The organism is Phaeodactylibacter xiamenensis, from assembly GCF_965229835.1.
GTDB lineage: Bacteria > Bacteroidota > Bacteroidia > Chitinophagales > Saprospiraceae > Phaeodactylibacter > Phaeodactylibacter xiamenensis.
The window spans coordinates 1,963,353-1,989,028 of sequence record NZ_OZ245931.1 but is presented as its reverse complement, the minus strand read 5'-3'; the positions used below and the strand labels follow the sequence as shown (position 1 = coordinate 1,989,028).

The following is a 25,676-nucleotide window of genomic DNA, read 5'->3' as shown; positions in this document are numbered from 1 at the left end:
CAAAACAAAATGCCCCGGCGGAACAAGTGTCCACCGGGGCATTCTTTATTGAGTTATGATAATCTCAATTAGTGCTGTACAGCAACGGGCAGGGTACGGATACCTTGCTCGGTCTGCAGGCGCAGGTAGTAGTTACCGGCGGGCAGGTTGCTGACGTTGTAGTCCAGCGTCGTCTGCTGAATATTGCTCAGGTTACGGGTTTCCATCACTTGGCCGTTCGCGCTGAACAGTGTAGCCGTTACCTCCTGTGCAGGTGTTTCCAGGTTTACAATTGCCTGGAACTGAGTATTGGCAGGAGAAGGCATGATTTCAAGGCTGTTTTCTGGCAGTTGAGCAACGGTGCTGTTTGTTGCAGAACCGACTGAAAGGCGAACAACCGGAATATTGTCCAGACCGAAGCCGACCAGTGAGAATTCATTTACGTTGCTTACGTCAAGGGCTACGTAAGGAATGGCTTTGTTACCTACGGAGTCCTGGTAAAAATTGGAAGCAGAATAGTCAATGTCAGAAGTCGTGCTCAGGAACAGGTCAGAATCGTCATCATCCGGAGCAAACTGAACTACAATGATGTAGTAGGTGTCGTCCTTCAGTGCAGGGAAGTTCTCGTCAATATCAACCGGGATAGTTACCAGAGGACCTGTCTCTTCACCCGTGAAAGCGTAGCTGTTGAATGCGATAGGCCCATCGAGCTCATCACCGGCAGCCTGTCCATCACCATTAAGGTCGCCTGTCCACTCGTAAAGTAGTGTGGAAACAGCAAAACCAGCCACTTCGTCGAAGTTGCTTACACCGAAGGTTACGTAACGGGCGAAGAGGTTCTCACCGTTGGTAACATAATAGACATTACCGTAGCTGAAGTCGTTGTCGTCAGCCGGGCGGGTGCCACCCAGTCCTTCTCCGCTATCACGCTGGAAAAGCGTATCTGTAACGATAAAGGAAAATGGACGAACATTATCCTCAGGATTAGCATCAGCTTCACCCAGCGTCAGCTCGTACTGACCGGTATAGGCACCTGGCATCATAGCTGGCGTAAACTCGTTCTCAAAGAAAACATTTTCAGCAGTAGAGTCAGTGCCGACCAGAGTGTACACCAGTTCGTCAGAGAATACTTCGCCACCCGCATCGCTGATGGAAACGGAAAGTGTCGCATCTTGCTGTGGTTGCGCACCCAGGTTCTGAATGTCAGCAATGAACCCGAATGGTGTCACCTGAGAAGCAGGCGTTGCAAAGTTAGGCGCTACGGCGTGGAAGTTATTCACACGCATGTCGTTGGCCGGGCGTGGGTCGGCGTCGTAAATGAATACGTCGTCGAGATTCCAGTTGTACTCCCAGTTACCAGTCCACTGCCACTGAATGAGTACGTTGGACTCACCGGCAGCAGTTGCTGAGATGTCAAGCTGTATCTGTTCCGGGTTTTCTGACCAGCGCTCACCAGTAGTCAGGCCAGGAAAGACCGTGTAGGTATCCCAGTTAGTACCTCCGTCATTGCTGACGCGAAGAATGGCATTGTCTTCTGCAGAGAAAGCAAAAACGCCAATGTGTGCCTGGAAGGCAATCCAAACGGCATCCTGGGCTGAGAAGTCCTGAGGGGCAATGGTCAGCTCACTAGTGTGTGTAACTGCACCACCCGCAGCATCAGAGTCAACCGTTACAAAGCCATTCGTGGCGGTCTCCGCAGCAAATGGCATCTGCTGGTTGATCTGATCATTCCAGACGGCAGGGCAGCCATCGCCCTGTCCGGCTGCCGGATCATTACACCAGGTCCAGATTGCACCGTTACCGGACGCATCTTCGTTGGTCCAGTCGGCAGGAATGCCATTGGCAAAGTCTTCGGACAGCAATACGTTCTGGGCAGACAGGGTTGTGAAAACGCCCATGCCCAGCATAAACAAGGTGATTGTAATTAGTCTACGTGAATTCATATATATAAGATGATTTGATGTTTTTCTCAATGTTTTTCCTTCTTTAAGCAAAAGAAAACGCTGGGGTTAATGCTGTATAACCAAGGGTTTAGTGAGAACGCCTTCTGCGGTTTCAAGCCGGACGGTATACCAACCGGAAGGCAACTGACGAGCGGCAAATGTAAAGCTTTTATTAAGAGAATCCTTAATTTCCCGGTCAAGAACTGTCTTGCCCGAGGCATCTGTAACCCTTAATCTGGCTTCTTTCGCAACAAAATCCCCCTTCAAATGGACCTCGAAAGCCTCATTAGCAGGATTTGGGCTTATGCTGACCGCTACTGCCGAGGGTTCCGTTTCCGCAGTTTGGGTCAAAATGGGCGATTCACCAATGTGCAGCCTTACTACCGGCACGATATTGTATCCAAAACCCAACATGCTGAATGCCCCTTCATTACCAACGTCTAGTGCACTTGCGTACTGTGGAACAAGCCCGGGCGTGGAATTGTGCGCAGCAACCGTTGCCGTATAATCAATTGTGTCACTGGCCAGCATAAAAAGCAGAGGGGGCGTAGGGTCATTGTATCGTACACTGATGATGTAGTAGGTGCTGTCTTTCAAGGGTATGCCTTCGCCTTCGAAGGAGACCGGGAGCGTGATCATACCCAGCCCTTCTGTCCCGTTGAAGGGGTAGAGGTTGATGGCTATTTCCTGCAGTTCTTCAGCGTCTGCCTCATTATTGTTGTTCAGGTCACCTGCCCACTCGTGCAGGACTACATTGACCGCCCGGCTGAAATTGGCGAGCGGCACCGGGTTACTTACGGCAAATGAAACATAACGGGCGTACAGGCCATCGCCATTAGGTATGAAGAAGCAGTTGCCATAGCTGTAGTCTACCTGTTCCACCGGGGCGATATCCCGGGTAAACCCCAACTCTTTAGCGAAAGTGGAATCAGTAACTTGAAAACTCCAGCTGATATTGTCGTTTTCAGGTCGTTGGTCCGGCTCTATATGACTGCTGCCGTATGTACCCTGGTAAGTGCCGGTATTGGTAATAACTGAAGAGGGCATCAGGTCTTCAAAAGGCTGATTTTCATAAAGCTCGTTCACGGCAAGTACCTCTGCCACTGCTTCCTCTGTTGAGAACAGGACCTCTTCATTTTCAGTATTTGCTAACTGGAAACTACGGGTGACAATAGTGGCATTTTCACTTCCAATATTTTGCAAATCAGATTGAAGAGGGATATCCGTAAGTTGCCCCACCGGGGTTTGCATATTTGGAAAGCGGGTAAAGAAGTTGGGGTTCGTCCTTAGGTCGCTGTCGGGGCGTTCCTCCAGCGCAATATCATCGAGTGCCCAAAAGTAAAAGTCGCCCGCCCAGGTGAACTTGAGGCGAAAGGCTCCTACGCCATCCAGATCGGGTAACGGGAAATACTCTCTGCTGTCGTAGGGCGGAAGGTGATTGCCATTAGCACTTGTTACCGGGGTGAGGTAGGGATTGACGCCTTGCGGTGCGCTCCAGGTAGCGCCTCCGTTGGTACTGTACGAAAAGGAAGTGATAAACCGGGTGCCATCGGAAGAGGGGGCGTTGAAGGCGGTATTGCCCAGCCAGGCTAATTGGTGAAACGATAAGGCCAGAGGTTTGCTGCTTTGTGTGAGGTCAATGACCGGCGAAATCAGTTCGCAAATGTGGAACTGCTGCCCGGGCTCGTCCCCTAGTGTGGTGTAGTAGTCCCCATCGAAGAGCATTGCGCCATCCACCGCTGTTTCGGAATGAATGAAGAAATCTGGCCCTAATGCGCTTTGATCGGCGCCCAGCCCGCGGCTGGCATCACCGCCGTACCGCCATTGCCAGGTGGAGTCACTCTCACTAAAAAATAAGACATTGGAGGTCCATCCATTGTCTCCAAACTCAAAAGGCTCGAAAAAAATGGCATTTTCGGGTGCTGCAGGGTGTTTTTCGGTAAGGATGACATCGTCAATCATCCAGGCGAATTCATAATTGGCAGCCCATTCCCATTCCAGTTCGACCGAGCTTTGACCGGCAGCGAGGTTAGTAATGTCGAAAGTCACCACGTAGGGGCGGCCCGGGGCAATATCAGGGTTAGGTGCCAGTTGCTGAGCGTTGCGTCTTAGGGTGGGGAAGGGGCGGAAGGTGGATTCGCCAAGCGGGGTGATGACCCGTAGCACGGCTTTCTGAAATGCAGCTTCATTATCGGTGGCGATGCTGGTTTGGAATTGCACAAAGACCCGTTCGTGCCCGGAGCAGTCAATGTTGTTGCTGCGCAACCGGCTGATGTGGCCATTGCCAGGCAAAGGGCCGGCCGCACCGGAATTGAGCAGCATAAAACCATTGTCAGCCGATTCAGAATAAAAGCCTTCAATTGGGCTCTGATCAGACAGGCACTCCCCAAAGTCATTGCAGTAGGTCCATAATACATTCTGACCGGAAGCATCGGTTGAGGACCACCCGTTAGGCAGGCCGGCCTCAAAGTGCACTTCCCAAAAGGGGACCGTTGCAGTAGCGGAGGACAAATACGATACCAAAAACAGGAATAGGGTAAACGATTTTTTCATAGCTTAATCCAGGGTTTTGATTTTGAATAGAGTGGGAGGTGGCTCCCGGGCGCAAATTGCACTAAAACGAATACATTAATTTAGCGAAAATCCGGTCTCTGGTCCAGCGAAAGAAAGCCTTTAGCAATCCAGGTTACGAAATCTCTCCTTCGCTAAGGAGCTGCTGATATTCTTGTTCCAGTTGTTCCCGGTTTACAGGGACCACGCCTACCCGTTCGCATACCTGGCCACCTGCCAGATTGGACAAACGCGCAATTTCCTCCAGCGGCATGCCCAGGGAAAGGCCAAGCCCGGCAACTGCAAAAACCGTATCACCGGCACCACATACATCGGTGATCGACCTGGGGTGGGTGGGAATAGTCTGCCCTTCGCCCCGGTTGTTGAGGTAAATGCCCCGTTCGGAAAGGGTAACCAGACTGTAGGGATTGCCCAGTTTGTTGCGCAAGTGGTCAGCTGCCTTATTCAGGTCTTCCAGAGTGGGCTGCACTTCAAAGGGCATTTGTGCCCGTATTTCCTTCAGATTGGGTTTGAAGAGTGTCACATGCCGGTAAGACCAGAAATTATCAAACTTTGGGTCTACAGCCGTTGGGATATCCCGTTTGATAGCTTCCAGAATGACGGCACGGATGACTGGATGAGACAGGACTCCCTTGTTGTAGTCCTGAAAAAGAATAGCGTGAATATCTTTTTGCTCCAACAGATCTACGACTAGATGCAGGAGATTTTCCTGTTCCAGAGCTGAGAGAGGATGAGTGTCCTCTGCGTCGACCCGAAGCAGGTGCTGATTGCCTGCAATGACCCTTGATTTGACGGTGGTGCGGCGCTCTTCTGATTGCAGGAGCCCGCGGTCAGAGAATTGCAGGGTTGTAAGCAGGCGTTGTAGCTGTGCTCCGTTTTCATCTGCGCCGATAACAGAGCACAGGTAGGGCGTTGCTCCTAGCGCTTTGAGGTTGAGGGCTACATTAGCGGCACCGCCCAGGCGGTCTTCCTGCCCGGTGAGCCGGACTACGGGGACCGGCGCTTCTGGCGAAATACGGTCCACACTGCCATTCAGGTAGCGGTCGATCATCACATCGCCAATGATTAGAATGTTTTGCTGTTCAAATGCCGTGAAAGCCTTCAGGTTAGAGATCATAATCTATAGTAGGTCAATAGAGTTTTGAGTCACTGACAGTGCCGTTCAACCGAATAGCAAAGATAGGAATATGCCGCAATTATGCTAAAGCCAAACGACTTACAAGCTTGCACTTTCTATCCAGTTCAGGACTTTTTGAGTAGCGCCCTGATTTTGTTTGATGTAACTTAATGCCTTAGCTGCTGCGGCTGTATAGGCTTCCGGGTGTTGCAGTTGCTGAAAGGTCCGGAAGAGGTCGTCTTTTTGGGTTATGACAAATCCTCCGCCTTCCCTGACCAGGTAGCGGGCCTCCTCAAACTTATGGTAGTAAGGGCCAAAAAGCACCGGCAGGCCAAAGGCGATAGGCTCAAGGGTGTTGTGCAGCCCGGTCTTAAACCCTCCCCCGATGTAGGCAATCCGCCCATACTGATAAAGTGCAGATAGCATACCAATATTATCTATGAGCAAAACCCGTGCCGCTGCAAGCTGTTCCGGGTTGTTTTCGGCTTTGCTGTAGCGAATACAGGGCAGGGAAAGCTGCTGCTCAATATTTCGCAGGTTACTTTCTGAAATTTCGTGGGGCGCAATGATGGCCTTCCAGTCAGTAGGGAACTCTGTATTAAGGAAAGGCAGGAGGCAGGCTTCGTCTTCGGGCCAGGAGCTCCCCGCAATCAAAACCGGAGCGGACTGGCAAAACGTGGCAGCTGCAGGGATTTCCGGAGCCTGCTGTGCTATAGACTGCACCCGGTCGATGCGGGTGTCTCCGGCTACCGTGTACTGATGAATCCCCGCACCCGACAGCACCTGCCCGGAAGCTTCATTCTGAACAAAGAGATGGCTAAACCCCTCAAGAGCCCGGCGGAAGGGTTTGCCGTAAGGCTTAAAAAAGAGCTGTCCCGGACGAAACAGGCCTGAAATCAGGAGGGTTGGGACATGCTGCTTTTGGAGCTGCCGCAAAACATTGAACCAAAATTCATACTTAACGAAAATGGCAAGCTGTGGCTGCCAGATCGCGACAAAAGCCCTCGCCTGAGCAGGCGTATCGAGCGGGAGGTAGGCCACCACGTCCGCCTGTGGGTATTTTTGGCGGATTTCATAACCGGAAGGAGAGTAAAAGGTAAGCAATATAAGTGGGGGGCGATTGCGTGCTTTGAGCTTTTCGATGAGCGGGCGCCCCTGCTCGAATTCGCCCAGAGAGGCACAATGAAACCAAAAAAGAGGGCGGTTCTCCGGGAGTGCAGCGCTCAGCTCCCTATGCTGCTCCACCCAGTTTTGCCGCCCCTTCACCCATTTTCGGGCTTTGGGGTGGAACCAGGCGGCAACTCGTAATGCCAGGCCGTAAAGATGAATGCCCAGGGTGTAAAAAGCCATCAGTAATAAATTTCCTCAGAGGCCCGCTGCCCAACATAGAAGGGTAAAATCCAGCCTACCCTGAAGCCGACATTCAGGTCCAGCCGTTCGGCCGTGTCCTGCTGCCGGGTGGCAAAATCGAAGCTCCTGCGGCTCATTGTGAAGCCCTGGGTGAATTCCACCCCGGCAAAAAAGTTGATCAGCTTGTTCGTACTCAGTACCTGATAGCCGATAAACTCTGTGAAGGCCAGCCCGTTGCTGAGGCGGTCATAGCCTTTCTTGTATTCATCATCCAGGTGGGGGACGAAACTCAAAGGATCTTCCTGAATTCGGATTTTATGCTGCAGCAGGCCCATACTGACTGTCGCTCTCAGCCCGGAGCGTGGATTTTTGGAAAAGCCCAGCGGGATGAGCTTCCCTACATGCCCGCCTACGTAGTAACCGCGCATTCTAAGTTGTATATCGGCATAGCCACGGTTGTTGCCAATAATGCGGCCCTGATCATTGAGCAGGCCGGTGAGTGGATTTTCTGCCACCTCATTGCCAAAATAGTAACTCATGCCCAGCCCGAAAAGCCAGTTGCCTTTATCTGTAATGAATTCTGCCCCGGTGCCTACGCTGAAGTGGTTGCCGAAGCGTTTGCCAAAGTCGCCGCCAGGCGTATGGTAGCCGTAAGTGAAGTCAACGAGGATACCATTGCCCCGGTTGAGGTCAAACTCCCCGTATTCCTGAGCGGAAGACAACAGGGGCAGCAACAAAAAGAGCCAAAAGTACGTACGCATAAGGTAGAGTGATTCTGGTTTCCTGCAAAGGTAGGAAAATCACTCGCATCAGGACTGGCAACAGCCACAGGAATTCGTTAGCTTTGTCGTCCAACGTCCACAAACACACCGAACCACTGTACCGCAAATCAAAACCAAAGAACATGTCTAAGCCAACCACAATCCTGATTACCGGTGGTGCCGGGTTTATTGGGTCGCATCTTGTCCGCCTGATGGTCAATAAATACCCCGATTACCACATCGTTAACCTCGATGCTCTGACCTACGCAGGCAATCTGGAGAACCTTAAGGATATCGAAAACGCTGCCAACTACACTTTCGTGAAAGCGGACATTACGGATGCCGCTGCCATGCAGGAGCTCTTTGCTGCTCATGATTTCGACGGGGTCATCCACCTGGCAGCAGAATCTCATGTAGACCGCTCTATTGCCAACCCGATGAGCTTCATAGAAACCAATATCGTGGGCACGGTGGTCCTGCTCAATGCCGCTAAGCAGCACTGGGGGGATTTTTCCGGCAAGCGCTTCTACCACGTTTCCACAGATGAGGTCTACGGCACCCTGGGCGAAACCGGCTTCTTCACAGAAGAAACGGCCTACGATCCACGCTCGCCCTATTCGGCTTCCAAAGCGAGCTCTGACCACCTTGTCCGGGCTTACTATCATACCTACGGGCTGCCCATTGTTATTTCCAACTGTTCGAACAATTACGGCCCCTATCAGTTTCCAGAAAAGTTGCTGCCGCTGATGATCAACAACATCCGCCATAATAAACCATTACCGGTTTATGGCGATGGGAAATACACCCGCGACTGGCTCTGGGTGGAAGACCATGCTTCGGCTATTGACCTCATTTATCATGAGGGCAAAAACGGCGAAACGTACAATATCGGCGGCAATAACGAATGGAAAAACATCGACTTGGTGCATCAGCTTTGTGATGTTATGGACGATTTGCTGGGGCGCGATCAGGGTACTTCCCGGGCGTTGATCACTTTCGTGAAAGACCGGCCCGGCCACGACCGCCGCTACGCCATTGATGCCACCAAGCTGATGAATGAGCTCAACTGGGCCCCAAGCATTCAGGCAGAAGAAGGATTGCGCAAGACCGCTGAGTGGTACCTTGCCAATACCGAATGGCTGGAGCGGGTGACTACCGGGGCCTACCAGGCCTATTATGAACAACAATACCAGACGAACGTATAGCGAATGATAGAACCTTCCGAAAAAGTACGCAGGCGGTCCCGCCGGTTCATGCGGATTTTTAACCGCCTGCGCCGATTTTTCGCAACCACTTTTATAGGGGGGCTGGTAGTGATATTGCCCCTCACCCTTTTCTTTTTCCTGGTCCGGATTCTGATTAATTTCATGACGAATCTTGTCTCTCCGGTCCGGGCACTGATACCTTTTTCAGAGGAGCTGCCAGGCTGGTTCCTGGATTTTCTGGCGCTGTCCATTGTCCTCACGTTCTTTTTTGCACTTGGGCTGGTGGTGCGCACCAGTTCGGGCAGTAAAATGTTTACGCAGTTCGAGCAGCGGTGGTTGATGAGCCTGCCCTTCTACGGCGTCTTACGGGAAACCGTCCGGCAATTTTTGGGGCGTAAAAAGGTGCCTTTTTCGCAGGTGGTCCTCGTGGACCCCTTTGGCAGCGGCACCCTGATGACGGGGTTTGTGACCGATGATGAGCTGGGCAATGGCTACGTTACTGTTTTTGTGCCTACCGGGCCCAATCCTACCAACGGCTTCGTATTTCACATGAAAGAAGAGGACGTCAAATACGTCAATACCCGTCCCGAAGACGCTATGCGGTCCATTATAAGTGTTGGTGCGGGGTCTTCCAGTCTTTTCGATTTGCCGGAAGCCGGGAAAGCAGTGGAGGGAGATACAGAAAAAGAATTACCTTCGTCCCATAATTAGCCAGCGTTATGCAAGGACTACAAGTACTTTTTGAAGACAACCATTTGATCGCGGTCAATAAGCCGGCGGGCATGCTCGTGCAGGGGGATATTACAGAGGACAAGCCCATGAGCGAGTTTGTGAAGCAGTATATTGCTGACCGATATAATAAGCCCGGTGCTGTTTTCCTGGGCACTATTCATCGACTCGACCGTCCGGTGAGCGGGGTCGTGATTTACGCCCGTACCAGCAAGGCGCTTGCCCGTATGAACGCCCTGTTCCAGAAACGCGAAATTCAGAAAACCTACTGGGCCATAACCGAAGAGCGGCCGGACCCGTTATCCGGGCACCTGGTCCACTACATCGATAAAGACCGTACCCGCAACGTAGCCCATGCCTCCGTTCGCCCCCGCAACAAAGACGCCAAGAAGTCCGAGCTCGACTACGAGCTGATCGCTGAAGTGGGCAACCATCACTTGCTTAAGGTCAACCCACTGACCGGTCGCCCTCACCAAATCCGCGTACAGCTGGCCCGACTTGGCTGCTCTATCCGGGGGGATGTGAAATACGGTGCCCCTGCACCCAATAAAGATGGCTCCATTCACCTGCACTGCCGGTCCATGTCCTTCGTACATCCGGTGCGCAACGAGCCGGTCACCATCACCGCCAACCCGGTGAATAAGGATGAGGTATGGCAGATGTTTGCCAATCAGTGGCGGGACCGGTAGGTTACGTTAGCCTTTTACCAGCCTTCAAGTGTGAAATTACTCATGGTTGTATGGAAAATAATCGCATCTACTGCTGCGCCGATGAGTATGCCCGTTAGCAAAGCACGCCGTTTTTCCTGAATCACCTTTACCGTTTTTATCCGGTTGCCAGGTATAACCATCCGGTTGCCTCTGCGGTAAATCATAATACCTCCATCCGGTGTTTCCGAAGTCATTGGAACGGTGAGCCTGTATCTGCCTTGAAGGGCTAATTGGTCTTTGGTGTACACCAGGACAAGGTTTCCCCGCTCCAGGGAATTGTACTCGCCAGGAGTCAATTCCTGGGTGACTTTAGATTTACGGGCATCAACGGTAGACCCTATGGCACCACCAAGTACGGTGCAAGATGAAGCCAGTCCTGTGACAATTAGTAGGGTGAAAGCATAAGCTAAGCTGAGGTTGTAATCCATGGTATCCTGTTTTTTATTATTGAATGGCTGAAGTCATAGTTAACAGGCAAAGAAAATCTTTAGAATCTTTGTGGTATTTGGCTGTTGCCCCAAAGCCTCCCTCTCATAACTGGAAAATACCTGGATATTTGGTCTCTGTCAATGATAATAGTTTTGGAAGATTATATTTTTCTATCTGCCAAAAGCTGTACCTTACTGGGCTAAACCAAAATCAACGATGAACAAACTCCAGTTAACAGTATTAACCCTGTTTTTGATTTCAGGGCTTCAGGCCCAGTATGCGCCCGCTATTGATCTCTTTGATGAAGTAGGGAACGTACAGTTCAGCATAGGCTCAGATGTAAATGGCGATGGCCGCACCGATGTTATTTGTGCTACAGATAAGCGCCTGTTTTGGCTCCCGCAGCTTGAGGATGGCACCTTCGGCCATCAAAACCCCATTGACTTTACGGACCGGCTTTACCGCTCCCTGACCAGCTTCGATATGGATAGCGACGGGGACGAAGACTTGCTTTTTGCTTCCTACCAGGCCGGTTTCGGCATTCACTTTAATAATGGCGATGGTACCTTCGGGCCGCCCACGATCATTTATAACGCCGGGCTTGTGACAGACCTTTACCTTGCTGACCTCAATGGTGACGGGCAAACTGATGCCCTTGTCGGAGAATCTCAGGGCGTATCCTGGCTGCCCGGGCAGGGTGACGGCACCTTCGGCGATGCTCAGCTCCTTAGCGCTGAGCATAATAGTGCCAATAGCGTTCATGCAGAAGACCTGGATGGGGATGGTGATCAGGACGTTGTGGTTGCCGCTCATTCCGACCATCGCCTCTGCTGGCATGAAAACCTGGGCAATGGCACTTTTGCTGATTTTCAGGTCATCAATGATATTCATTTGGGCCCTAATTCGGTCGTTACCGGAGACTTTGATGGGGATGGCCTGCCAGACATCGTTTGTTCCAACCGCATTGAAGACGAAGGTGGTGCCGGGCTAACCCTTTTCCGCAATCTGGGCGGCGGTGCCTTTTCCACACCTGATACCCTGCTGCCCGCATACGGTAGCTACTATGTGCAGACTGCGGATATGGATGGTGACGGCGATCTTGACATTGCTTCCTGCCACCGTTACGGAGAAGTGGGGTGGCTCCAAAACGATGGTACCGGTCATTTCGGGCCAGACATCAAGCTGCAGGATTATGCCGCTTATCAGCGCTTTCTAGACCTGCCCGACCTCAATGGAGATGGTTTCCCGGACATCCTTTATGGAATTAACAGCTCGGCCCCTCCGAAGGAAGCCCTGCTCTGGCTGGCTTCTGAAGGCAATGGAGCGTTTGCCCCGCCCGCACTCGTAGAACTTGGGGTATACAAGGTTGGCATCCCTGTAGTTGCTGATTTTGACCAGGATGGCCGGCCGGATATTGCCGTGGGCTCCGGTGGCAGCGATGCCCTGGTTTGGGTTAGAAATGAGGGGCAGGGGTATTCGCAGCCCAGGCTGATTGCAAGGAGGCATAATTTTGAACCTGCCAGTATTGCCGTGTTTGATTACAACAACGATGGCTGGCCGGATGTCCTCGCAGGCAGTGTGCAGGACAATGCGACTAACCAAAGCATCTATTGCGTTTACATCAACAATACGGATGGCACCTTTACCGAAACCCCCCCTTTCGAGAGCGGTTATTTTTTCAAGCGGGACCTTCAGATGGCAGATATGGACGGTGATGGTGACCTCGATATGCTCTGGGCCTCTCCGAGCCACAATGGCCAGCCTACCGGCTACGTAGGCTGGGTGCCGAATAATGGCAGTAGTTGGGGCGGCCACATCCTTCTTTGGGAAGAAGTGGAAGGAGTACTGGATGTCCTCCCTACGGACCTAAACGGCGACGGCCTTACCGATATCGTTGTTTGCAAAGGCGATTACCCGGTGATCGATTACCGGATTAATTTGGGAGGAGGGGATTTTTACAACCTTCATACCCTGACCACGAACATAACAACGGCGCTCTATGCACAGGCCGCTGATTTGAATGAGGACGGCTTAATGGATATCATCGTTTCTGCGGATAACAGCTTTGGGGGAGAAGACCGGATCGCCTGGTGGCCAGGTACAGGGGGCGGCTATTTGGGGGCGCAGCAGGATATTTACGTTGGTGGCCCGGCTATGGAAAAATTCACACTGACGGATTACGATGGTGACGGGGTGCAGGATATTGTCACTTCGGGGTATCAGGACTTCCCCATGCAGTGGTTGAAAGGGCAGGGCAACGGTGATTTTCTGCCTCCTTTGCCCATCCCAAATGCAGCTATTGCGGTGCGGGGCTTCGAACTGGCAGATATGGATGGCGATGGCGACCTGGATATGGTAGGTAGTGCTGAGACTCCTCCGAATGGCGGTATCGATCGTATCATTGTCTCTTATAATCTGGCCAACGATGTGGGCGTTTCCGGGCAGGTTTTCTTTGATATCAATGCCAATGGGCAGCGCGACACACAGGAGGTCCTTCTCGACCGTTTTCCAATCACGATAGAGCCTGAGGCACTGGCGGTCTTCACAGATGAGGAAGGGCGGTTTACCGTTTACGGGGCAGAAGGCACCTACAACATCAGCCCCCAGCTCGAAGCATGCTGGACCCTAACCACCACCCCCGAGAGCTACGAAATCACCTTCGATGGCACGCCCATTGACAGCCTTGAATTTGGTGTAAGCCCGAATACCGAGGAGCCCGAAGCAGGCATAACGCTGGCTTCTGCGCCCACCCGCTGCGGCTTTACCGTACCCTTTTGGCTCAATTATACTAATGATGGCTGTTGGCCCTTCGATGGGCAGGCCTACCTGGTACTCAATGAGCTGGCGGAATTGGTGGAAGCGACGCCCGTGCCCGCTCAGTCGTCAGGCGATACCCTGTTCTGGGACTTTGAAGGCCTGCAGCCGGGGGAGAGCCGATCCGTAGCGTTGAGCATGGTCATTGCCGGGGTGGAATTTATCGGTTCGCCCCTGGATATTCAGGTGGGCGTGGTGCCCTATAATGCCATAGGTGAACCCCTGCCCGCAGCGACTTTTGGGTTCACTTCCATCATCAACTGTGCGTACGATCCCAACGATAAGCAGGTGCACCCGGCGCGTTCGGAACAACCGCCTTTTACTCAAAACTATACCCTGTTTGAGGAGCCCCTGCTGTACACCATCCGTTTTCAGAATACGGGCACCGATACCGCCTTCAATGTGGTTCTGCGCGATCAGCTATCGGAAGACCTCGACTGGGCCACCTTTGTGCCAGGCAGCAGCAGCCATCCCTACGAGGCCGTACTGTACGAAGATGGCCGTTTGGAATTTCACTTCCGGGACATCCTGCTTCCCGACAGCACCACCAATGAACCGGAAAGCCACGGCTTTGTGCAGTTTGAAATCGAAGCCCTGCCCGGGCTGGACGAAAATACCCTAGTTGAGAATACCGCTGGCATTTACTTCGACTTCAATCCGCCTATCATCACCAACACCGTTCAAAATGTGATGGTATCCGAACTGCCGGACTTCACGCCCGCGGCCGCCTTCGCCTACGAAACGGCTGATTTACAGGCCGTCTTCACGGATATCTCCACCAATACTCCTACTAGCTGGTCCTGGGACTTTGGCGACGGGCAAGGCGGTACGGAGCAGCACCCGGAACATACTTATGCTGAACCCGGTACCTATACGGTTTGTCTCACGGCGGCTAATGACTGGGGTGAAAACACCTATTGTGAGGAGGTGACGCTGATCAGCAGTGGGTCAATAGGCCTTTCCCTGAACGATAAAATTGCGCTGTTCCCCAATCCGGCCCGCGATCGTATTTGGATTAGGTCCTACAGGCAATTATTGCCACAGCGTTTGCAATTGTACAATGCAATGGGGCAATGGCTTCAAACTATAGCATTGGATGCTGAGGTGACCTCAGTGGATGTCAATGCCCTCCCCGCAGGCCGGTACTGGATGCGCACTGATTCTGGCGAGGTACTTCCGGTGACGATTGTGCGGTAACCAAAATCTATCGCCCCACTATTACCCTTCTTTGAGCTATGCCTGCTTCGGTAAACACCCGGAGCAGGTACAGCCCCGTGCTGCTGCCCGACAGGTCAACTGCATAGGGCGGTTGCCAGTTGTCGCCGATTTCCACGCGCCGGACCAACTGCCCGGAAGCCGCGTACACCTCCAGGTGAGTGACGGGAGCGGGTAAATCCTCCGCATCTACGTAGAAGAGGCCGCGGTTCGGGTTTGGATAAACGTTGATGCGGGCATGCATAGGCTCCGAAAGGGTGGTCGAAGGCGTGCCCAGCTCAATATCCTCAGAGCTGAAGGTACAGCCATTGGCATCTGTAATGTGCAACTGGTAAACGCCCGCACTTAGGTTTTGTGGATTGGCGGCATTGGAAACGAACTCGCCATCCAATGACCACTCGTACAGATAAGGCGGGGTACCGCCGCTGACTGTTACCGAAATGCTGCCATCCATACCGCCGGAGGAGGGCGGGCTGAGTTCCAGGACTTCCACGGCAATTGGTGCGATGGCTCCTATTTCGTAGGCCGCTATAGCTGAGCAGTTGTTGGTCAGGTCGGTGACCGTCACCCGGTAGCTGCCGTTCATAGCCTGAGTGAGCAGCGGGCCGTCATATCCGTTTTGCCAGGTATAACGCAGGCTGTCGGAACCGCCCAATGCCGCCACTTGCAGGACAGCGTTGAAGTCGTTGGGGCAGTCGTTTTCTTCCAAAATTTCAATTTCCACATCGAGGGGGCAGGTAGCAGGGCAGTTGATCGTACCGGAAATCACAGCATTGCACCCTGCCTCATCCGTTACTTCCGCGAAGTAAGCCATGCCATCGTCAAGCAGGCTGCCATCAGAAATGCCGGTAAAGGTATAACCGCCGGAGCCACCGGTAGCTTCCAGTAGCAGGAGGGCACGCCCGTTGCCAAAGCATTCCAGGTTGGCGAAAAGCGACAGGGGAGCGGCATCAGGTACCCCGCTTGCTTGGTCTACCCGAAGGCAGGCCGTACCTGCTCCCGCCCAGCCTGTGAGGCTGCTGTTGACCCCGAGGCGCAGGAAGTACTGCTGACCAGGGGTAAGCCCGCTGAGGCGATTGGTATGGGTGCAGGCATCGGGGGCCGTGGCGCAGAAAATTTCTTCGAGGTTGGTACAGCTGCCGCTGAAAACGCTTAACGTAGCCACAAAATCGCTTTCCAGGTCAAAAGCCACCGAGCCAGTGCCCGGTGCGGTGAAGGTATACCAAACGGCATCAGACTGCCCGAGTGCGCAGGAGGATAACGGTCCGGAAAAGCCTGCCCCAGCGGGCTGTACAGTGGTGCAATCATCGCCCAGCTCCAGTTCAATGGCGGTGCCACATAGCACATTCAAAGGTGGTTCGGGAGGGGCAGCTTCGATTTTTACGCAGCAGGTGCCTTCAAGGGTGGCAAAGAAACCGCTGAGCTGCAGGTAGTAAACCATGCCGGCTTCGGGGGCTTCGAGGAAGAGTTCCTGCCCCAGTTCATTGCAGGCGACCTCTTCCAGCGCTCCGCAACTGCCCCGGTAGACGGTGAGCACATCGGCAAAGTCGGCTTGCGACCTGAGGCGCAACGGCGTTCCATCTTCCGGGGTGAAGCGGAACCAGATGTCGGCTTGTGCTTTGTTGTTTCTGCTTGGGACCGGCCCTTCAAAGGTGGCGTGGTAATTATTGCCGGCCACACAATCGCCATCGGCTTCCAGCGGTAAGGCATTGGCGCAGTCGTTATTAGCCGGTGGGGGCGGGGGCGGCCCATCGTTGGTCAGTTGGATGCAGTGCGGGCCCCGGGGCACTCCAAACTCCGCGCGCTGACCGTGTACCCGGATAAAGTAGGTAGTGCCTGCTGTAGCTTCAAAGTACAAGTCTTCTCCGGTAAAGCCATGTGCATCGTAATCGGTGCAGGTAAGCACTTCCGGGGAGGTGCAATCGCCGGTGAAGATGGTGACCGCATCGTTGTACCCGGCAAAGGTGCGCAGGTGTACCCACTGACTGCCCGCTGCGTGGTATTGGTACCAAAGGCTGCCTGTGCCGGGCGGGGTACAGGCATCGGGTCCGGTGTAGACGCTGCCCTGATTGTTGCCGGGCGTGCAGGGGGCGTCAAGTTCTAATGCAATGGCGTTCTCGCAAAGGTCATTGGTGCTGCCTTCGCCGATCAGTTTGATATTGTCCAGCGCGGCCCACCAACCCCAGCCGTTGCCATCGTCGTAGAGGAAGGCGAGGCGCATCTGTGGGCTGCGGTATTCGGACAGGTCAACCACCAGCTGAACGGAATTGTCGAATAGCGGACCGCCCTGATCTTCCAGATAGGCTTGTGCCCAGGCTGTCTCGCCGGTCGCTTCATCCCGCAGGCCCACCGAAAGGCTTTCCAGGTCCGTGTACTGCCGGATGACGGCATCGAATTCGAGGCGGTATTCAGAAAATTCCAGCCCGTTAATGACCGGGCTGAGCAGGAGGGCTTTGGAAAAGGGGGCATCTTCGCCCAGTCCATCGTCATCAAAGAATGCCATGCAGGAGCCGTTGATGCTGTTGTTGGCGCCGGCATTTTCGTTATCCACCATTCCGAACGACCATCCCGCCGACCCACTTAGGGTTTCATTGAGCCAGCCATCGGGCAGGGCGCATTCGTTGAAGGTTTCCAGCAATACCGGGGTGCCGCTGCCGGTGCCTTCCACCCGGATGTTGTCGATACCGGCCCACCAGCCCCAGGTGCCCCCATCGTCGTAGCGGACGGCAATTTGTAAGGTCTCGTGTGCAAAGAAAGTGAGGTCGATTTCAACTGGTAGGAATTCCGAGAACTGCGTCCCGGTCTGCCCTTCCACGCCCTGAAAGCTGCGGAGCAATTGCCATTCATTACCATCGAAAGCCAGGAGGTCAAAAGCATCGAGCCCATCGTAATTCCGGAAGTGGACATCGGCGTAGAGGGTTACCCGCGACCAGCCGGTGGCATCGAAAGGCGGGGATTCCAGTTGGAGCGTCCAGGCGGGGCTGTTCTCACCCGTCGCGTCATCGTCCATAATTAGCATGCAGCTGCCGTCGATAGCGCTGCCATCGCTGTTTTCATTTTCGGGCAGGCCAACGGACCAGGCCGCATCCGGGTTGCCGGTGAGGTTGACCGTCCAGTTGCTGCTCAGGCCACAGCTATTGAAGTCCTCTTCAAAAAGCAGCTCCTGAGCGGTGGTTGCTACCGTGGAAAGCAGCAATAGGAGTAAAGGTAAGGTGTATGTCTTCAAGGTTCAGATACTTTGCTCCATGAAAGTTACAAAATAATTGTTGGGTTTTTGCTAATTTTAGGAATTGCGATTCAATACCAGCCACTATGCCAGATTCATTAGCGCCCTATCAGCCGAGTGCGGAAAAGCCCTGGAACGAACAACGGGTGCAGCACCTTTACGCCCGCCTGGGGTTCGGAGCCGCTCATAACACGGTCACTGCAGGGCTTTCGCTTTCGCCTCAGGCGCTGGCCGACCAACTGCTCGATGGGGCCTCCAACCTGCCTGCCCCCGATGCCCCGTACTGGGCCAACTGGGCTTACGACGATTATCCGGATGACGATATGCAGACTTACTTTGAAGTCAAGAGCGCCTTCTTCCGCCGCTGGATACGGGAAATGGCTACCGAGAGCGTACGGTCCAAGTTGGCATTGTTCTGGCACAACCACTTTGTGACCCGGGAAAACGACTATGCCTGCAATTCCTTCATGTGGCATTATTACGACCTGCTGCACCGGCGGGCATTTGGCAATTTCCGCACTTTCGTGGAAGAAATGGGCGTTAATCCGGCGATGCTCACCTTCCTCAATGGGAATCAAAATATCGCAGAGCAGCCTAACGAAAACTACGCCCGCGAACTCATGGAGCTCTTCACGATGGGCGAGGGCAATGGCTACACCCAAAACGATATCGTAGAGGTAGCCCGCGCCCTGACCGGCTGGCGGGTCAATATGTATTCCTGTGACCCTACCGTTAATTTTGATCCTAACCTTTACGACAATACCTCCAAAACCATCTTCGGGCATGCGGGCAACTGGGGGTACGACGATGTGCACGAGCTTATTTTTACGCTGCGTTCGCAGGAGGTCGCCAATTACATCTGCAGCAAGCTTTATCGCTTCTATGTCTATGAAGCGCCCGACCCGGTCATTGTGGAGGGCATGGCGCAAACTTTCCGGGACAACAACTGGGAGATCATGCCCGTGCTGCGGCAGCTTTTCCACAGCGAGCACTTCTACGAGCAGCGCTTCATCAATGCCCGGGTGCGCAGCCCGCTGGAAGCCCTGGTTGGCGTCATTCGCAGGACGGGCGGCATTTGGGAAGAAGATTACAATGAAGACCTCGTTGGGTACCTCACTTTTCTGGCAGGCAATCTCGGGCAGGAAGTCTTCAACCCGGTGGATGTAGCGGGCTGGCCGGAGCACCACAGCTGGCTGACGGAGAATACCCTTACCGCGCGGTGGTCAGGGTGTGAGAATGTGCTGTACAGCATGACCGGTTCACAGGCGTTCCTCGACCGCCTGCGCGATATGGCTATCGAGCGGGTGGGGCTGGAGGAAACCGACCCGGCGGTCATTACGCAATCGCTGGCGACTTTCTTTTTGAACCGCCCGCTCGAAGACCGACTGCTGGAAGTGGCAACGCTGTACTTCAAAGGCGATGTGCCCGACAATTACTTTGAGGACGGCACCTGGAGCCTGTACTACGGTGCTGTGCCCTGGCAGATTGTTAATCTATTTGTTCACCTGGTCCGCCTTCCGGAATGGCAGCTCAACTAACCTCTGAATAATGGCAAAGCACGATCACCACGATACCTATCACCCCAAGACCAAACGCTACCTGGAGCGCAAAAAAGGCACCCGTTTGCAGGATGGCGAAGCCCACGAAAATATGCATCAGGAATGGGGCCGGCGGGATTTCCTGAAAATGACCGGCCTGGCCGCTCTGGGCGGTGCCCTGACGCTGAGTGGTTACCCGGTGAGCGCCTTTGCACCGGGGCCTATGCTGGCGGGCCTGTCGAATACCAATTGCGGCGACCGCGTGCTGGTGCTGTTACGCCTCAAAGGGGGCAACGATGGGCTGAATACGGTCATCCTCCGTGGCAATGACACCTATTACAACATCCGGCCTACCCTTGCCGTACCCGAAAATGGACTTTGGGCGCTGTCCGACGATTATGGCATGCCGAATGAACTACTCGGGCTGCAGCCCTTTTGGGAAGAGGGGCGCATGAAGGTGGTGCACAACGTCAGCTATCCTCAGCAAAATTATTCCCACTTCCGCTCTTCCGATATCTGGGCTTCCGCTTCCGATAGCAGCGAGGTGGTCAATACCGGTTGGATGGGGCGCTGGCTGGAGCAGGACCTGCCTGCCTTTCTGAGCGCACCGCCGGTTATTCCGCCTGCCCTGCAGATTGGGGTGCAGCCTAATATGATCTTCCGCAGCGATTCGGCTAACTATGCCCTGGCGATCAGCAATCCGGCGGAGTTTTATCAGATTGCACAAACGGGCACGCTTTACGAGTCGGGCAATTTGGGCAATCAGCCTTTCGAGCGCGAACTGCGGTACGTGCGGCAGGTAGCCAATAGTGCCTTCCGTTATTCGGAGTCCATTCAGCGGGCCTACAACGATGGCAGCAATCAGGTCGCCTATCCCGATAACTACCTCGCCGAACAAATGGCGATCGTCGCCCGCATGATCAAAGGCAGCCTGGGCACCAAGGTCTTTATGGTAAGTATCGACGGTTTTGATACCCACAGCAATCAGGCGAATTTCCACCCCAACCTCCTGGATTGGGTGGGCAGCAGCGTGGAAGCTTTTTATGCTGACCTGGCGGCCTCCGGGCATAGCGAGAATGTCCTGACCATGAGTTTCTCCGAGTTTGGCCGCACCATTTATGAGAATGGCTCAGCCGGGACAGACCACGGTACCGGCGCGCCCATGCTGCTCTTTGGCGAGGGGCTGGGCAGTGAATTTCTGGGCGAAGCACCTGACCTGGACAATACCGATCAGTATGGTGATCCTTTCTTTTCGGTGGACTTTCGGTCGGTTTACGCCAGCGTTATGCAAAACTGGCTGTGCACGCCCCCGGAAGTCACGGAGCACCTTCTGGACAGTGAAGGGCTACAGCCACTCGATGGATTGCTGCCCCCTTCTGACCTGCTAATCGGTGCCAACGAAGTGGGAATGCTGCTGGGTCACGAGCCTTCCCCGGATGGAGGACTGGCTTTTGATATCCACTATGCGGTCCGGCAGCCCGGCCCCGTGCGTATTGTGCTGCTTTACGAAAACGGCACTACCGCCCGCACCCTTTGGAACCACTATCAGGAAGCGGGCAGTCACCGGCTTCGTTTTGCACCTTCAGAGTTCTTCCTTAGCCCCGGCCGGTATTTCTATCGGCTGGAAGCCGGCGGGCGAGCGTTTACAAGGCTTATTAGCTGGTAAAGACTGGGATTTCACGTTTTTATTTTCTTTTTTTCTTTTACTCATCCAGGATTTTCTTACTTTTTAAAGTTGAAAAAATTCAGATATAAAACAATCGCAATCAAGCATCATTCTAAAAACCTATGCCATGAAAGTCACCCTAATCAGCATCCCCGTCCGGGACCAGGAAAAAGCCCTGCAATTTTATACCGATAAATTAGGTTTCATCAAAAAGAAGGATGAGCCCTTAGGTGGCGGCAACAGGTGGCTGACGCTGGTCTCAAAAGATTGGCCTGACGGTCCGGAACTGCTGCTGGAGCCTGCGCCTAATCATTTTGAACCCTCAAAAGTCTACCAAAATGCCCTGAAGGATGCCGGGATACCCTGGACGCAATTCGACGTCGATGACGTGGAGGCCGAATATGAGCGGCTGACGGGCCTTGATGTGGAGTTTAGCGTCAAGCCCACGGAAATGGGGCCAGTGAAATTTGTCATTTTGGATGATACCTGCGGTAATTACATTCAATTGGTACAGACGCTGTAGTAAAAGGTGGGAGGTGCTTTCCGCCTGTTTTGGAATGGCGCAAAGTCCCGGTAGGGACCAAATGTGGGTAACCTCCAATGTGTTGCTGCCCCCCGCGCCGTAGGTGCGGCAGGTGCCGCCTCCCAAAGATTGAAGCTAAGCCTGAGCCGCGCGGAAAAACGATGAAGCGTAGTCGTCTCATCGGGGTCCGTTGCTCTACATTTTTATGGAAAACCGCATTTGGTCTGGCAGCAGGCACGAAAAAGAGAATAGACTTGCAAAGCGGACACAAAACACGTATTTTTGCAAATAAGAAAACACGTAAAAATGAATACTAAATTAACGTTGACAGTAGATAAAGATGTCATAGATGCTGCCAAAAAATATGCTAAATCGAATGGAAGAAGCCTTTCTGGTATTATTGAAGAATACCTGAAGTCCCTTGTTCAGCATAAATCGGAGGATAGTGACTTTGAAATCAGCCCTCTTGTCCAATCACTGTGGGGCTCGGTCAAGCCAATTCCGGAATCAACGGATTATAAAGAAATACTGGCGGAAGAATTGGCAAAAAAATACTTGAAATGAAAAGGGTATTCCTTGATACGGATGTGGTAATGGATTTTTTAACCAAGCGTGAACCGTTTGCAATGGAATCCATGAAATTAATGGAATACGGCAATCGAAAACAACTGGAATTGAATATATCCTCCTTATGTCTTAGTAACCTTTACTATTTGATTAGCCGGACAGAAAACAAAACAAGAGCAAGAGAAAAAGTTAAGGGAATGTTGAAATTAGTGGAGACACTTTCAGTCCATAAGAGTACCATAGAAAAAGCGGCTTATTCTGAATTTAAAGATTTTGAAGATGCAATCCAAAATTTTTGTGCGGCAGAGCATGGAATACAGTCGATCATAACAAGAAATGTAAAAGATTATGCTAAAAGTAGCTTGTCGATTCAAACACCAAAAGAGTTTCTCACCGAATTTGAAAAGACAAAGTAAAGCTGCTGTTCCCCCGCGCTGTAGGTGCGGTAGGTGCCCGTCCAAAAGATTGAAGCTCAGCTTGAGCTGCGCGGGAAAAACGTGCAGTAGTTTTTTTAAGGCTGTCGGTAGTTAGACTAGTCATGATGATTTAAAACATCAAGGTTACGGATCATCTGTTAATAGCTTGTAAGTTAAGCGTTTCGTTCCTGTGCGCCCGATTTTTGTTAAAGATTTGCAGTTGCTCATAAAACACCGTAACTTGACATTGTCAACGCGTTAACATCTCAATAGCGCTCCTACTTACTACTTAAAACGCTGGATTATGACGTTTTTACGCACAGCCACCGAGGCAGATTGCCCTCCTTTACAACTTGGCCATACCCGTTCGAGTTATGTGGGGGAAAACGATGGCAAGGAATCGCTGCTAAGTCTCACAATGGCTACCCGCCGGGCGTGGGCGCTACAGTGGCAGGAAGTGTCTGTGTTGAATGCAATTGACCTCACTGCCTACGGGCAAGGCGCTTCAGGTACACTCCTTGCTGCTGATTTGGAATTACAGGTCTATCAATTACTGCTCTCCAATGTGGCTCAAGGAGATTGGGTATTGGATAGCCTACAGTTGGATACGCTAAAGGGCATCGCCAACCAATGCCCTGATATTGGTGGCCCCGGAGTGCTGCACGCCCGTGCTGTGCTGTCTGCCTACCAAGCTACAAGCTACAATGACAGCCTGCTTTGCAGTGTAAAACAGCTAATCGCTCAGCCGGGCAATACTACGATCCGCTCTGAGCAGGTTGCTGATTTAAAGGTATTCCCTAATCCAGCCCAAGCGCAAGTGACATTGCAGTGGGCAACAGACGCGAGTCAACTCCACGTCTACAGCGCGACAGGAAAGTTGATAGTGCAACATCCCCTAGAGATGGCAGCGCGTAACTTTGAGCTGAGTTTAGAAGGTTATGCCAAGGGGCTATACTTTCTTACTTTAAGGTTGCATGATGGACGCTACTCTACTATCAAATTGATCAAGCAGTAACAATTATTTTTTTTGATGAAGTCAAGGCATCGCATAAATGCGGTGTCTTGACTTTTTAGAATAATATACAACGTACCTGATTACAAAGCAATTTGATTGTACCATGAGAACAAGTAAAGTTTGCTTTTTGATACTAGCCTGTAATCTTCTCTTCAATGCTCCTATACTTTCTCAAAAGCACGATTACACTTGGGTTTTGGGCTACGCTGGTGGAGATCTGTCCCCGGATGAAGACACTTTTGGGCTTTCCATTTTGCACTTTGCGGAGGAAAGTCTTCAAATCAGTGACAATCAGGAAGGAGAAGCCCTCTTTAGAGGGACGAATGTAAGTTTTAGCGATAGTGATGCTAGTTTTTTTTGCTCGTTCGACGGAACAGATTTGTACAACGCTGATCATGAGGTTATGGAAGGGGGAGGAGATTGGTTTGATGGTGACTTTGAAGCTGGCTGGATCTATCCTCAATCTGGCTTGATCTTGCCTATTGCTGATAATTTTGATGGATTAGCTTTAATCAATAGCGAAACTAATTTTTTAGAGATAGACGGAGTACTAAGAGTTGTAGGCGAAAACCTTTTTTATTCAGAGATAGACAAAACGGCTGCTGAAGGCATGGGAGCTGTTACATTAAGAAAGGAGTTGCTTTTGAGCGACACTCTAGATATTGGTAAGCTTAGCGCCTGCCGCCACGCCAACGGACGGGATTGGTGGGTCATCCTGCCCGCATTCAACTCCAACCTTTATTTTCGTTATTTGCTCACGCCTTCTGGCATCGACTTGGCAGGGGTTCAGGAAGTAGGCGAAGTAGTCCCCTCAGGACTTGGACAAGCCCTCTTTTCCCCAGATGGTACTAAACATATTCGATTCAACGGTATCAGCGAGCAAGCCGGTGAGTTCACCACCATCTACGATTTTGACCGCTGCACAGGCTCGCTGAGCAATTTCCGGCAGTTCAACTATCCGGTCGGCGGTAGCGGCGGCGGTGCGTTTATCTCGAAAAACGCCCGCTACTTGTATACTTCTTCCACCACCACGCTCTATCAATATGATCTCTGGGCCGAAGACATCGAAGCCACCCGCACCTTGGTAGCGGAGTACGACGGCCATCTGGATTTTCTGCCCACCACTTTCTTCCAGGGGCAGCTCGCCCCCGATGGCAAAATCTATATCGCTTCCAACAACGGCGTCACCAGCCTGCACGTCATCCACAACCCGGATGCCGACTGCCCCGACTGCCGCATCGAGCAGCACGGCATAGAGTTGCCCACCTTCAATGCCTTTTCCATCCCCAACCAGCCCAACTACCGCCTCGGTCCCATAGACGGCAGCCCCTGCGACACGCTTGGCATTGACAATATTCCGCTGGCCCGCTGGCGCTATGAGCAGGATACGCTGGAGCCCTTCCAGGTGCAGTTCTACGACCTGAGCGACTACGAGCCCGCTGAGTGGCTGTGGGACTTCGGCGACGGCAGCACGAGCACGGATACCCTGCCCCAGCATACCTTCCCCGGCTACGGCACTTATGAGGTCTGCCTCACGGTGAGCAACGCCAATGGCAGCGGCACACAGTGCAAGGAGCTGGAATTCACCATGCCCACTAGCACGGCGGAGGAAGAACAAGCAGAAGCATCAGCCACCGCTTTCCCCAATCCTTTCCAGGAGCGCTTCAGCCTCTCCCTGCGCCCCGGCTGGCTGCCGGTGGATGCCTGGGTGGAGGTATACGATGCGGTGGGCCGGCGGGTACACCGTCAGCCGCTGCGGGCGGGGGTAAATGGCGTGGAGCTGGCCGGGCAGGCTGGCGGGGTATATGTTTGGCGGGTGGTGCAGAGTGGGCAGGTGTTGGGTGTGGGGAAAATCGTTAAATGGTGATGTGCTAAACAGGATTACAGGTGGTGCGTTTTCCA

The 25,676-nt window shown here is 52.8% G+C and carries 18 protein-coding genes; 11 read left to right on the top strand and 7 right to left on the bottom strand.

What is annotated here, in order from left to right; genetic code table 11:
* Positions 1-68: 68 nt before the first annotated feature.
* The 5 genes from ACO08I_RS07300 to ACO08I_RS07280 form a co-directional block, all read right to left on the bottom strand.
* Positions 69-1,922: a T9SS type A sorting domain-containing protein gene (locus ACO08I_RS07300; protein ID WP_282779782.1), complete on the bottom strand. Its 1,854-nt coding sequence runs from the start codon at positions 1,920-1,922 to the stop codon at positions 69-71.
* 66 nt (positions 1,923-1,988) lie between these two features.
* A complete protein-coding gene (locus ACO08I_RS07295) occupies positions 1,989-4,475 on the bottom strand; it encodes a T9SS type A sorting domain-containing protein (RefSeq protein ID WP_421948929.1) in 2,487 nt (828 codons plus the stop codon).
* A gap of 133 nt (positions 4,476-4,608) precedes the next feature.
* The gene (locus ACO08I_RS07290; RefSeq protein ID WP_282782305.1) at positions 4,609-5,610 is read right to left on the bottom strand and encodes a bifunctional heptose 7-phosphate kinase/heptose 1-phosphate adenyltransferase; all 1,002 of its coding nucleotides are present in this window, start codon (positions 5,608-5,610) and stop codon (positions 4,609-4,611) included.
* A gap of 99 nt (positions 5,611-5,709) precedes the next feature.
* Complete coding sequence (locus tag ACO08I_RS07285; RefSeq protein WP_421948928.1) at positions 5,710-6,960, bottom strand: 3-deoxy-D-manno-octulosonic acid transferase; 1,251 nt, start codon at positions 6,958-6,960, stop codon at positions 5,710-5,712.
* Positions 6,960-7,721, bottom strand: coding sequence for a hypothetical protein (locus tag ACO08I_RS07280; protein WP_044229448.1), 762 nt, complete (start codon positions 7,719-7,721; stop codon positions 6,960-6,962). The genes ACO08I_RS07285 and ACO08I_RS07280 overlap by 1 nt, the downstream gene beginning before the upstream one ends.
* A gap of 143 nt (positions 7,722-7,864) precedes the next feature.
* Here ACO08I_RS07280 and rfbB point away from each other — a divergent pair, with 143 nt between their 5' ends.
* From rfbB to ACO08I_RS07265, 3 genes are read left to right on the top strand one after another with little or no spacing between them, the layout of a single operon-like run.
* A complete protein-coding gene (rfbB, locus tag ACO08I_RS07275; RefSeq protein WP_282782300.1) occupies positions 7,865-8,926 on the top strand; it encodes a dTDP-glucose 4,6-dehydratase in 1,062 nt (353 codons plus the stop codon).
* A gap of 3 nt (positions 8,927-8,929) precedes the next feature.
* Positions 8,930-9,637 carry a DUF502 domain-containing protein gene (locus ACO08I_RS07270; RefSeq protein WP_044229443.1) on the top strand — a complete coding sequence of 236 codons (708 nt, stop codon included), beginning with the start codon at positions 8,930-8,932 and terminating at the stop codon, positions 9,635-9,637.
* Between the two features lie 8 nt (positions 9,638-9,645).
* Positions 9,646-10,344: an RluA family pseudouridine synthase gene (locus ACO08I_RS07265; protein ID WP_282782297.1), complete on the top strand. Its 699-nt coding sequence runs from the start codon at positions 9,646-9,648 to the stop codon at positions 10,342-10,344.
* A gap of 14 nt (positions 10,345-10,358) precedes the next feature.
* Here the strand turns inward: ACO08I_RS07265 and ACO08I_RS07260 are convergent, their stop codons facing one another.
* Positions 10,359-10,793: a hypothetical protein gene (locus ACO08I_RS07260; protein ID WP_282782296.1), complete on the bottom strand. Its 435-nt coding sequence runs from the start codon at positions 10,791-10,793 to the stop codon at positions 10,359-10,361.
* 217 nt (positions 10,794-11,010) lie between these two features.
* Here ACO08I_RS07260 and ACO08I_RS07255 point away from each other — a divergent pair, with 217 nt between their 5' ends.
* Positions 11,011-14,805, top strand: coding sequence for an FG-GAP-like repeat-containing protein (locus ACO08I_RS07255; RefSeq protein ID WP_421948927.1), 3,795 nt, complete (start codon positions 11,011-11,013; stop codon positions 14,803-14,805).
* 7 nt (positions 14,806-14,812) lie between these two features.
* Here the strand turns inward: ACO08I_RS07255 and ACO08I_RS07250 are convergent, their stop codons facing one another.
* On the bottom strand, positions 14,813-18,049 hold the full coding sequence (locus ACO08I_RS07250) for a T9SS type A sorting domain-containing protein (RefSeq protein ID WP_421948926.1): 3,237 nt from the start codon (positions 18,047-18,049) through the stop codon (positions 14,813-14,815).
* 86 nt (positions 18,050-18,135) lie between these two features.
* On the opposite strand from ACO08I_RS07250, the gene ACO08I_RS07245 reads away from it, so the two are divergent.
* From ACO08I_RS07245 to ACO08I_RS07215, 7 genes are all read left to right on the top strand, one after another.
* Complete coding sequence (locus ACO08I_RS07245) at positions 18,136-19,587, top strand: DUF1800 domain-containing protein (RefSeq protein WP_421948925.1); 1,452 nt, start codon at positions 18,136-18,138, stop codon at positions 19,585-19,587.
* 10 nt (positions 19,588-19,597) lie between these two features.
* On the top strand, positions 19,598-21,253 hold the full coding sequence (locus ACO08I_RS07240; RefSeq protein ID WP_421948924.1) for a DUF1501 domain-containing protein: 1,656 nt from the start codon (positions 19,598-19,600) through the stop codon (positions 21,251-21,253).
* A 127-nt stretch (positions 21,254-21,380) separates the two neighbouring features.
* Positions 21,381-21,776, top strand: a complete 396-nt coding sequence (locus ACO08I_RS07235; RefSeq protein ID WP_421948923.1) for a VOC family protein — start codon at positions 21,381-21,383, stop codon at positions 21,774-21,776.
* A gap of 306 nt (positions 21,777-22,082) precedes the next feature.
* The gene (locus ACO08I_RS07230) at positions 22,083-22,340 is read left to right on the top strand and encodes a DUF6364 family protein (RefSeq protein WP_044145120.1); all 258 of its coding nucleotides are present in this window, start codon (positions 22,083-22,085) and stop codon (positions 22,338-22,340) included.
* Positions 22,337-22,759 (top strand): type II toxin-antitoxin system VapC family toxin, encoded by a 423-nt coding sequence (locus ACO08I_RS07225; RefSeq protein WP_421948922.1) that lies wholly within the window; start codon positions 22,337-22,339, stop codon positions 22,757-22,759. The genes ACO08I_RS07230 and ACO08I_RS07225 overlap by 4 nt, the downstream gene beginning before the upstream one ends.
* 304 nt (positions 22,760-23,063) lie before the next feature.
* Positions 23,064-23,774 (top strand): T9SS type A sorting domain-containing protein, encoded by a 711-nt coding sequence (locus ACO08I_RS07220; protein ID WP_421948921.1) that lies wholly within the window; start codon positions 23,064-23,066, stop codon positions 23,772-23,774.
* 103 nt (positions 23,775-23,877) lie between these two features.
* Entirely contained in the window at positions 23,878-25,641 is a 1,764-nt protein-coding gene (locus ACO08I_RS07215; protein WP_421948920.1) for a PKD domain-containing protein, read from the top strand.
* Positions 25,642-25,676 lie beyond the last annotated feature (35 nt).

What these genes read in the sequence shown, in the direction of transcription:
- ACO08I_RS07300 (WP_282779782.1), bottom strand. Translation starts at nt 1,922, where the DNA reads ATGAATTCACGTAGACTAATTACAATCACCTTGTTTATGCTGGGCATG.
- ACO08I_RS07295 (WP_421948929.1), bottom strand. Translation starts at nt 4,475, where the DNA reads ATGAAAAAATCGTTTACCCTATTCCTGTTTTTGGTATCGTATTTGTCC.
- ACO08I_RS07290 (WP_282782305.1), bottom strand. Translation starts at nt 5,610, where the DNA reads ATGATCTCTAACCTGAAGGCTTTCACGGCATTTGAACAGCAAAACATT.
- ACO08I_RS07285 (WP_421948928.1), bottom strand. Translation starts at nt 6,960, where the DNA reads ATGGCTTTTTACACCCTGGGCATTCATCTTTACGGCCTGGCATTACGA.
- ACO08I_RS07280 (WP_044229448.1), bottom strand. Translation starts at nt 7,721, where the DNA reads ATGCGTACGTACTTTTGGCTCTTTTTGTTGCTGCCCCTGTTGTCTTCC.
- rfbB (WP_282782300.1), top strand. Translation starts at nt 7,865, where the DNA reads ATGTCTAAGCCAACCACAATCCTGATTACCGGTGGTGCCGGGTTTATT.
- ACO08I_RS07270 (WP_044229443.1), top strand. Translation starts at nt 8,930, where the DNA reads ATGATAGAACCTTCCGAAAAAGTACGCAGGCGGTCCCGCCGGTTCATG.
- ACO08I_RS07265 (WP_282782297.1), top strand. Translation starts at nt 9,646, where the DNA reads ATGCAAGGACTACAAGTACTTTTTGAAGACAACCATTTGATCGCGGTC.
- ACO08I_RS07260 (WP_282782296.1), bottom strand. Translation starts at nt 10,793, where the DNA reads ATGGATTACAACCTCAGCTTAGCTTATGCTTTCACCCTACTAATTGTC.
- ACO08I_RS07255 (WP_421948927.1), top strand. Translation starts at nt 11,011, where the DNA reads ATGAACAAACTCCAGTTAACAGTATTAACCCTGTTTTTGATTTCAGGG.
- ACO08I_RS07245 (WP_421948925.1), top strand. Translation starts at nt 18,136, where the DNA reads ATGCCAGATTCATTAGCGCCCTATCAGCCGAGTGCGGAAAAGCCCTGG.
- ACO08I_RS07240 (WP_421948924.1), top strand. Translation starts at nt 19,598, where the DNA reads ATGGCAAAGCACGATCACCACGATACCTATCACCCCAAGACCAAACGC.
- ACO08I_RS07235 (WP_421948923.1), top strand. Translation starts at nt 21,381, where the DNA reads ATGAAAGTCACCCTAATCAGCATCCCCGTCCGGGACCAGGAAAAAGCC.
- ACO08I_RS07230 (WP_044145120.1), top strand. Translation starts at nt 22,083, where the DNA reads ATGAATACTAAATTAACGTTGACAGTAGATAAAGATGTCATAGATGCT.
- ACO08I_RS07225 (WP_421948922.1), top strand. Translation starts at nt 22,337, where the DNA reads ATGAAAAGGGTATTCCTTGATACGGATGTGGTAATGGATTTTTTAACC.
- ACO08I_RS07220 (WP_421948921.1), top strand. Translation starts at nt 23,064, where the DNA reads ATGACGTTTTTACGCACAGCCACCGAGGCAGATTGCCCTCCTTTACAA.
- ACO08I_RS07215 (WP_421948920.1), top strand. Translation starts at nt 23,878, where the DNA reads ATGAGAACAAGTAAAGTTTGCTTTTTGATACTAGCCTGTAATCTTCTC.